We start from the raw sequence: 306 nt of genomic DNA on the forward strand, positions 1-306 counted from the left end.
ACCACCAGGGCAGCGAGATGTCCAACCATGTGCAGATCGCGGCCGCGACCGACCTGGAGATCTACTTCTGCGACCCACACTCGCCCTGGCAGCGGGGCAGCAACGAGAACACCAACGGCCTGCTGCGCCAGTACTTCCCCAAAGGCACCGACCTGTCCTTCCACGGCGCCGGCATCCTGGCGAATGTCGCCTCCGAGATGAACCGACGACCCCGCAAACGCCACCAGTGGGCCACCCCCGCCGAGCAGCTCGAGCGGCTACTGTCCGACAACGACATCAACGGTGTTGCACCCACCGCCTGAATCC

Annotated in this window: 1 protein-coding gene; it reads left to right on the top strand. The window is 65.4% G+C overall.

Going from position 1 to position 306, the window contains the following annotated elements; genetic code table 11:
- A partial coding sequence (locus AC1DE0_RS22430) for an IS30 family transposase (RefSeq protein ID WP_478105853.1) occupies nt 1–302 on the top strand: 302 nt, incomplete at its 5' end.
- Nucleotides 303–306 lie beyond the last annotated feature (4 nt).

Source organism: Terrabacter sp. 05T424, from assembly GCF_056396225.1.